Origin of the sequence: Arsenicicoccus dermatophilus (assembly GCF_022568795.1) — a bacterium.
Lineage (GTDB): Bacteria > Actinomycetota > Actinomycetes > Actinomycetales > Dermatophilaceae > Arsenicicoccus > Arsenicicoccus dermatophilus.
In genome coordinates, this window is sequence record NZ_JAKZHU010000005.1 from 61082 (window position 1) to 69635 (window position 8554).

An 8554-nucleotide genomic window follows, 5' to 3' on the forward strand; every position below is an offset into this window, starting at 1 on the left:
GAAGCCTCCTTCAGGACCACCGCACGACGCGATGACAGGTGGCGAGGGTCCGCTCCCGGTGGCTGATGACCAGGACGGTGCACCCGAGCCGGGACACCGCAGCCATCACCGCGTCTTCGGCGGCGGCATCCAAGGAAGCCGTCACCTCGTCGAGGACCAGGATCGCAGGATCCAGCAGCAGCGCCCGGGCCAGGCAGACCCGCGCTCGCTCGCCTCCGGACAAGGTTGCCCCGCCCTCACCCAGGAGGGTGTCCAGGCCGTCGGGGAAGGTCGCCCGCGTCAGGGGCAGGCCGGCTCGTGACAGGGCGTCGGTCAGCTCCTCCGGCGATGCCTGCCACGCGCCGAGGCGCAGGTTGTCGGCCAGGGTCCCGTGCACCAGGGGGGCGTCCTGCTCGACCAGCTGCACCACTCGTGGCCGCTCGTCGTCCGGGATCCGGGCCGGGGGTCGCCCCGCGACGAGCACCAGGCCCTCGTCCTGCTCCCACAGGCCCACGAGCAGCCGCGCCAAGGTGGACTTCCCGATGCCCGACGGGCCCGCGATGCCCACATGCTCCCCCGCGCCCAGGTCGAGGTCGGGCACCCGCACCCGGGACCGGTCGCCGAGCCTGACGACCGCCCCACGCGTGACCACGGCTCGCCGGTCCGCCTCCGCCGGCACCTCTGGGACGTGGTCGTCCCCCACGGCGGGAGCAGACGCGTCGCAGCCCAGGTCGATGCCGTCGGCCACCCGGCGCGCACAGGCCCGGTGCGGCTGCAGACGGGCCGTGGTGGCGATCGCCTCTGCGACCGGCGCCAGCACCGTCAGGGCCCCTGCCAGCAGGCACGGCAGCCACACCGGGTCCGTCCCCGGCTGCGCCCAGGCGGCGAGGAGCAGCGCGACGGCGGTAGCCACCACGACGGCTTCCCGGGCCGTGGTCCCCAGCGCCTCCAGCAGGCGGATGCGGCGCGCCGGCACGTCCATGTGCTCCGCCAGGGCCGACAGGTCGGTCACAGCCTGCTCGCGCCGGCCGAGGACCAGGATCTCTCTCGTGCCCGCCAGGAGGTCGACGACCGTCGAGGACAGGTCCGCCAACCTCGCCTGCTGCGCCTCGCCCCACCGGTCCCCCCGGCCCTGGACCGCGACCGTCACCAGGGCCAGCAGGGAGGTCCCCAGCAGTAGGACCACCGCCATGGCGGGAGAGAGCAGAGCGAGCAGCGGCACCGCCACCAGCACCAGCACGGCGGCGGCCGCCAGCTGGGCGACGGTATGCGCGTAGAAGAACTCGAGCCGTTCGACGTCGGACATCGCCGTGGCCGCCAACCGCCCGGAGTGCACGGCGCGTCGTGACGGCACCCCGCGGGCGTAGCCGTCATACAGGGCCATCCGCAGCCGGGCCAGCACCCGGTAGGCCACGTCGTGAGAGATGTCCATCTCGTGCCAGGTCAGCACCGGCCGCACGAGGGCCAGCAGGACGGCAGCCACCCACCATCCCGGACCGTCGACCCGGCGGTCCACGACGGCGGTGGCGACGAGGTGGGCCGTGGCCACCGACAGGCCCACGAGAGAGACGGCCGCGGCCAGGTCCACCACCGTGGTCCAGGCCAGCGCTGCTCGCTCCGGACGCAGGTGGGGCAGCAGGCGGGCCATGTCCTGGACGGTCGATCGGCCCCCGGTCGTCCCGGGCCCCTCCAGCGCCCCCCGGCCCTGCTCGTCGTCACCGCCGACGGGTGCGAGGACGCCGGTCCCCGCAGGGACACCGTCGTCCACCGGGACGTCGGATCCGCTCGACTCCTCGGCCGGGACCTCGACGACCTTGCCCTCCTCGAGGCGCAGGACCAGGTCGGCGGCGGCCAGGGCCTCGGGGCGATGGGCGATCATCACCACGATCGCACTCCGGGACCGGGCCCGCAGCGTGGCGAGGACCTGACGCGAGGCCCCCTCGTCCAGGGCGCTGGTGGGCTCGTCCAGCAGCAGGAGGTCGGCCCGGGCGAGCAGGGCCCGGGCGACCGCCAGGCGCTGACGCTGCCCGCCCGACAGGTCGTGCCCTGCCTCCCCGATGCGGGTGGCCAGCCCGTCGGGCCAGCCTCGCACCGTCCCGGCAAGCCCCACGGACTCCAGCGCCTCCCACAGCTCCGCCTCCGGGGCGGAGGGGTTGCTCGTGCGCAACGTCTGCGCCACCGTCCCGGGGAAGAGGTAGGAGCGCTGGGACACCACGGCGACGTGGTCCGGGCGCCGGACCGACCCCCGCTGGGGCTGGAGCAGACCGAGAGCCAGGTCGAGCAGCGTCGACTTGCCGGAGCCCGAGGGGCCCGTGAGGGCGACCAGCCGGCCGGGCCGCAGCGCGAGCGTGGCACCGCGCAGGACGGGGACTTCCGGGTCGTAGCTGAACTCCACGTCCGCCAGGACGAGCTCGCGGACCTCCTGGCCCGCCAGCGGGCTCGGCTCGGCGGCCGGCCGCCCGACGCCAGCCGTGGGCGACGCCACGGCGGGCGACCCGGGCCGCAGCGCGGCGTCCAGGCTGTCCAGGGCCGACAGCCCCAGGTAGCCGGCGTGCCAGGCCCGTGCCAGGTCACGCACGGGTCGGAAGGCCTCCGACGCCAGCAGCAGCACCAGGAAGGGCCGAGCCGTCTCGCCACCGCCGGGGCCGAGGCCGACCGCGTGCAGCGCTGCCAGACCTGAGGCCAGCAGCAGACCCGCCTGGATGCCGAGATCGATCAGCCCGGTGTCCAGCAGCGACAGCCGCATCGTCGAGACCGTGTCGCGGTGCAGTGCGTCCGAGCGCGCCGCGAGGGCCGCCCGACGACGGTGCACCGCGCCCAGCACCCGCAGCGTCGGCATGACCCGCAAGGACTCCAGGTGGTCTGCGCTCAGCGCCTCGTAGCTGTCCCAGTGGCTGCGCCCACGCCGCAGGAGAAGCCGGCGCCAGGCGCGCGGCCCCAGGACGGCCACCGCGATGCACGCCGCGAGAGCCGCCGCAGCCCAAGGATCCAGCACCGCGAGCACCACGAGGATCACCGGGCACAGGCACCAGACCTGCAGCGCCGCCGGGATGTAGGTGCTGGCGTAGGCATCGACCCCCTCCACCCCCTCGGTGAGCGCCAGCCGGCGGGCGCCCAGCCGGTCGGACGCGTCATACAGCCGAGCCGGGGTGAGCAAGGACCGCAGGACCTGCTCTCGCAGGCACCCACGCACCGCCGCACCCAGACGGGCCGCCGCGCACGCCTGCGTCAGGACCAGCAGGGCCCTCGTCATCAGGCAGGCCAGCACCCCGGCCACAGGTCCCCAGACGTCCTGCGCAGCCGTTGCCCCCCGCGCCGCGCCCGCGACCCGGGCCAGGGTCAGGGCCAGGCAGATCGCCTGGACCCAGTAGGTGACGGTGACCGCCAGCTGGAGCAGCACGGTCGCGCCGAGCCGTCGAGGATGCCGCGCAGCCAGCCGCCACAGGCGGACGTCGACGACGCGGGCGACGAGCCTGGTGATCGGCGGATCGGACCGCTCCTCTGCAGCGAGCGGAGCCGGAGCCTCGACGGCGGGGCTGATCATGCGTCCTCCAGGACGAGGGCGTGGCTGACGTGGCCGTGGACCGGGCCGTGGACCCACCCGGACACGGGGCGCCCGCCCCGTCCGGTGGCCAGGGCACGGGTCAGGTCGAGGGCGGCCTGGTGGTGGGCCTGCCACTGCTGGGCCGGGTCAGGCTCGGCGTGGTAGAGCCGGACCGTGCGGCAGCCGTCGATCCAGTGCTGCCCGGAGCACCACGGCCCCAGCGGTGGCCGACCGTGCGCGGTGCCAGCGCCGCCGGCTCGGGTGCGGTCGGTCAGGCTGCGGGGATCCGGGCTGCGCCGGGTGCGGAGCACGGCGTACGACAGGGGCGGTGGCGGCTCCTGCGGCAGCGGTGGAGGTCGGTCGACACCGAGGTCGACGATGCCGGGGATCCAGGAAGGGGCAGGTGCGTCCAGCCCGACGGGGAGGGCGATGCCCAGCGGGTCCGCATCGCCCTCGACTCCCGTGTCCGGGTCGGTGGTGCCGGCACGGATCTCGACCGCCAGCAGGGCGGTCTCCGGGGCGGATCCCGGCCACACGAGGGACCAGGTGTCCACGTCGGGCAGGCCGACGGCCCGCGCGAGGGCGGCGGCATCGGCACGGACGGTCTGCCAGGGCACGCCGGCGCCCGTCAGACCCGCCCTGAGCAAGGAGTAGGCATAGGCCGCGTCGCCGATGACGCATGGTGCTGCGCGATGGTGGTAGCGCGCCGCCGTGCGCCGCGGCAGCGCGGTCAGGGTCACCCTGGCCCGGCCCGGTGCGGTCGCACCCCGTTCCGGGCCGGAGGCGCGCCGGGTGAACGACCCGGTGTCGGGGTCGAGCACGTGGTGCCCGACGGGCAGGTCGAAGCCACGTCCGCACGCCACGTGCCACTGCACGGGCTGGCACGCGCCGGCGGAGGGGGCGCCCCGGCGCCTGAGGCGGGTGGGCCGGCCCGTCCCGGGCTCGAGGTGGTGGTCGGGTCCCCAGCCGAGGATCCGGACCAGCTGCCCGAGCGGGGCCTCGCATCCGCTGCCAGGGCGTACGGCGGGTCCGAGCCACCGGTTCGCGCGGGGACCGGGGTGCGTCATGGGTCCGGGAGAGAGCGCGGTGAAGGCCCGGTCGTCCGTGGGAGAGGTCATCGCATCCTCACATGTGCGGTGCAGGGGCCAGGGTCAGGTCGTCCGGCCCGGCGGGGACGGGACGGCCCCAGGACCGGGCCGCCTGCGCGAACCGCGGCATGCCGTAGTGGGCGAACGCGGCTGGGGCGTTGGGGACCAGGTCGCCCACGAGGACCCGGGCCACGCGCAGCCCCGTGGGGGCGATGTCCGGGGTCGTGAGGTCATGGACGACGACCCGGTGCCCGGCCTCTGCCAGCCGGCGGCGCAGGATGGAGGCCGGCACCGGGGACACCTCGGTCAACGACCCCGTCCCGAGCGACGGCTGCGTGAACCTGCCTGCGAGGTGGTGGAGCCGAGGGTCCTGCCACAGCTGGACGTGGGCGCCCAGGTCTCGGACCAGGCGCAGCTGGTCCCCTGCGCTGTCCAGGTAGCGTCGGTCGCTCCGGTGCTCCAGGTGCAGGCCTTTGGCCATGAGGCCCGCCTCGACGGCCTGGTAGACCCACCCGTCGGCCTCGACGGTGCCCAGCGTGTAGATCCAGGTGTGCACCGCCTCCAGAACCGCCTTGCGGGCGGCCTCGGCCGGGTCTGCCTTGGCCGAGAAGCCTGCGGCATACACGTCCGTGAGGGGGTCGTGGACCAGGGCCGCGAAGGCCGGTGCCAGGTCGGAGGGCATCACCACGACCCAGAACCGCAGGTCACATCCCTGCATGGCCTCGGTCAGCCCGGGCACGGTGGCTGGATCGATCCCGCGGGCAGGGCCGTCCAGGTGCCACCACAGCTCGAGGGCGTCCCTCTCGACGACCTCGAAGAGTGCCCGGTCGATCGCGTCGGCCAGACCCTGACCGGTCGCGATGCCGGCGTAGTTGAGATGGTGCACCCTGGGCAGGTGGCGATAGCGGCGCAGCCGCCAGTTCAGGTGCACCAGGCTGGACGGCGCCCACACCTGCGGGCCGGCACCCCGGGCAGCCAGGTCGGGATGGTCCTCGGCGCAGGGTACCCACAGGGTCGGGGTGTCCTGCGTGAGGTCGGTGTACTCGAACCCCGGGCGGGCGAGCTGCCAGTCCGCGAACCGTGGCAGCGTCTCGAGGTCGATCACCTCCAGGCCCTCGGCACGCAGCTCCCGTGCGGTCCCCTGGCGCAGACCCTCGCCCCCGGGAGGAAGGTGGTTGCCGCAGTACCTCTCGCAGGCCTCGCCGACCGCGGCCATCCAGGCGCCTTGGGCGTCGCCGAAGGTCGTTCCGAGCGATACCCGATCGGCGGGCCACTCGCCGAGGCGGCGTGCGTCGGACACCTCTGCGGTCAGGGACGTGTAGGCCTGTGGTGCCCGCTCGGGAGTGAGGACCTCACGCACTCGGCGGATGATCCCGCACTGCTCGTCGACGAGGGCGTCCAGGGGCCAGGCCGGGCGGTCGGTGATGCTCATGCAGCTCTCCTGGGGGAGGTGGGGATCCATCCGGAGCGGGGGTCCAGGCGCAGCCAGGCCTGCAGCCGCCGTGCCTGGAGGGTGGTGGGGTGGTACGCGGCTGCCGCCTCGGCCCAGGCCGTGACGACAGGCATCAGTCCGCCCCAGGTGCGCAGCGCGGCCCTGACCGGGTGGTCCTGGGCCAGCTCGGTGCCCATCCCATGGCCCCAGCCACCCGTGACCAGGGACGCCGGGCCGGGCCACGATCCGGCGAGCAGCCGCGCGTCCTCGGCGAAGAAGTCGTCGTCGCCGGTCACCACCAGGAGAGGCAGGTTCATCGGCGACCACCGGGCGACGGGGTCAGGCCGGGGTGCGTCCCAGAGCCGTCGCCACAGCACGGGCAGGTCCGCCTGCGCGGTGGCAGCCGCTGACCGGGGCAGGACGGCGAGGATCTCCGGCGGCAGGTCGTCCAGCACCGATCGGACGCCGCCCTGCTCGGCCCGGGCGCACAGCAGGTCGAGGGCGGCCGGGGGCACGGCCGGGCCGGAGACCCGTCCGCACCCGTGCTGCAGCCACCACCCGAGGCGGTCTCGCACGCGGGGGGTCCCGTCGGGGGCATGGGCGGTGTCCCAGAGCCCGAGGGCCGGCACCATGGCGACGATCCCGGCCGGGCGGGGGCCACCCGTGCGGGTCAGCACCCGCGTGGCCTCGAGGGCGGCGTAGGCGCCGTACGACGAGCCGCTCAGCAGCAACGGGCCGTGCACCCGCCCGGCCGTCGCAAGCGCGCGCACGGTGTCGGCGCCGTCGGGCCCCTCGTGCTCGTAGGGGATCCACCGGCCGCCGGATCCGTGGCGGCCTCTCACGTCCTGGACGTAGGCGTGGTATCCCGCGCGGGCCCAGCTCGACGCCTCGGAGACGAGCCTGGACGCGTCGTAGGGGGTCCGGATCAGCACGGTGCCGCGAGCCCGGGCAGGAGAGGCCGACACGTGGAGGGTGCGCAGCGTGGTGCCGTCGCCGGCGGCGACGGCGACGGGGGTCACGTCCACGCGGCGGGCGCTCATCTCAGCGGCTCCGTCTCGGGCACCCGCAGCACGGGGTGTTCGCTGAGACGCAGGGGGGTCATCTCCAGCCGGAACAGCAGGCTCGGTCCGCGGGCGGGAACCTGGTGGAGAAGGTCCAAGCAGGATTCCAGGACGTGCGCTGCCGCCAGCGCCGCGGCGACTGGTGGCAGGTCGAGGAGCGGGTCGCCGCCCACCTCGTGCCAGGTCCGTGCGAGGTGCTCGGGTGCGGGGCTGGCCGCCATCCTCCGGGCGCGCACGTCGACGGCCCGGACGGCGCGCGGATCTGACGGGTCGGCGAGCGGGTGGACGAAGAGCACATCGTCCTCGCGGTGCACCCGGACGACTGCGAACCCGGCTGCCAGGTCCGCGTCCGCGATGTCCTCGTCGTCCTGGTTGCGGATGGCGTGCAGGGCCAGGGTGAGCGAGGCGTCGGCAGGGGCGGCACAGGTGCGGTCGGTGACCTCCTGCGGGCTCCCCACCTGCGCAAGCGCGCTCAGGACGGGGCCGAAGATCTGCGGTGCGTCCCCACGGACGCGGATCCCGGCTCGCTGAGGACGCCGACGTGCGGCGCGCTGCGCGAGAACCTCGTCCACCTGAGCGGTCGAGGCTTGGGGGGCGATGCGAAGGAAGGCTCCGTCGGCCGCGCGGACGACACGCGACTCGGACGAGGGGGGACTCGTCGGCATGAAAGGTCCTCACAGCTCATGAGCACGGTCTCGGTCAGGGCTGCGGGCCCGCAGCGACGTGGCCACGGGCCCGCAGCGAACGCGTCAGACCTCGAAGGGGTTCTCCACGAGGGCGTTCGAGTGGGACGCAGACAGGTGGGCCAGGTGCTCGGTCTCCTGGATCTCCACGGCGATGTCGTTCTCCATGGTGTTCTCCTCTCATTTCAGTGATGCAACGTCACCGAGGGTCGATGACTATCCGACCCTAACTGCTCCAGCTCCCTGACGGGCGGATCGCCTTCGTCGACGACGCGGCGGGGGAGCTGGTGCTGCTCACCCCTGGCTCCGGCCGAACGTCGGTGGAGCGGGTCCCGGTCGCCATCCCCGGAGAGCACCTGGCGTGCAGCCCCGACGGGCGCTGGCTTGCCGTGAGCACCGGGGCGGGAGACTCCTTCGAACCGAGCAGCGATCGCTGCGCCGCGGCGGTGAGGATCCCCTGCTCCCGGGCGACCACGAGCGCGGCGGGCGCACGTGCCCCACCTCGACGGACAGGTCATCCACGAGGTGGGAGACGCAGGCCACGGGGATGCCTGGGACCCGATCAGCCGCTGCCTGCTGATCGCCACCGAGCGCGGGCTGGAACGATTCGCGGTGGAGGACGGCTCGCCTCGCCCCCGGGGTCGTTCCCTGGGACGCTGGGCAGAGCGGGACCAGCAGCGACGTGGGCCGGGCCTATTACCTGCGGTGCTGCCCCCGCCGACGGCTCGTCGCAGCTACGCTGCGCCGCGGCGGTGAGGATCCCCTGC

At 74.5% G+C, this 8554-nt stretch carries 6 protein-coding genes; all 6 read right to left on the reverse strand.

All coding sequences use genetic code 11. The features are described 5' to 3' along the window. Window positions 1-10 precede the first annotated feature (10 nt). A complete protein-coding gene (locus MM438_RS15690) occupies window positions 11-3523 on the reverse strand; it encodes an ATP-binding cassette domain-containing protein (RefSeq protein WP_241454425.1) in 3513 nt (1170 codons plus the stop codon). Further along, entirely contained in the window at window positions 3520-4641 is a 1122-nt protein-coding gene (locus tag MM438_RS15695) for a hypothetical protein (RefSeq protein WP_241454347.1), read from the reverse strand. Before MM438_RS15695 ends, MM438_RS15690 begins: the two co-directional genes overlap by 4 nt. 7 nt (window positions 4642-4648) lie before the next feature. Beyond that, the gene (locus MM438_RS15700) at window positions 4649-6043 is read right to left on the reverse strand and encodes a YcaO-like family protein (RefSeq protein WP_241454352.1); all 1395 of its coding nucleotides are present in this window, start codon (window positions 6041-6043) and stop codon (window positions 4649-4651) included. Further along, a complete protein-coding gene (locus MM438_RS15705) occupies window positions 6040-7083 on the reverse strand; it encodes a CocE/NonD family hydrolase (protein WP_241454359.1) in 1044 nt (347 codons plus the stop codon). Before MM438_RS15705 ends, MM438_RS15700 begins: the two co-directional genes overlap by 4 nt. After that, window positions 7080-7769 (reverse strand): hypothetical protein, encoded by a 690-nt coding sequence (locus tag MM438_RS15710; RefSeq protein ID WP_241454361.1) that lies wholly within the window; start codon window positions 7767-7769, stop codon window positions 7080-7082. The genes MM438_RS15705 and MM438_RS15710 overlap by 4 nt, the downstream gene beginning before the upstream one ends. An 84-nt stretch (window positions 7770-7853) precedes the next feature. Continuing rightward, window positions 7854-7955, reverse strand: coding sequence for a streptamidine family RiPP (amiA, locus tag MM438_RS15715; protein WP_241449209.1), 102 nt, complete (start codon window positions 7953-7955; stop codon window positions 7854-7856). Window positions 7956-8554: the final 599 nt, after the last annotated feature.

Coding starts and splice junctions, on each gene's coding strand:
- MM438_RS15710 (WP_241454361.1), bottom strand. CDS start 7,769: ATGCCGACGAGTCCCCCCTCGTCCGAGTCGCGTGTCGTCCGCGCGGCC.
- MM438_RS15705 (WP_241454359.1), bottom strand. CDS start 7,083: ATGAGCGCCCGCCGCGTGGACGTGACCCCCGTCGCCGTCGCCGCCGGC.
- amiA (WP_241449209.1), bottom strand. CDS start 7,955: ATGGAGAACGACATCGCCGTGGAGATCCAGGAGACCGAGCACCTGGCC.
- MM438_RS15700 (WP_241454352.1), bottom strand. CDS start 6,043: ATGAGCATCACCGACCGCCCGGCCTGGCCCCTGGACGCCCTCGTCGAC.
- MM438_RS15695 (WP_241454347.1), bottom strand. CDS start 4,641: ATGACCTCTCCCACGGACGACCGGGCCTTCACCGCGCTCTCTCCCGGA.
- MM438_RS15690 (WP_241454425.1), bottom strand. CDS start 3,523: ATGATCAGCCCCGCCGTCGAGGCTCCGGCTCCGCTCGCTGCAGAGGAG.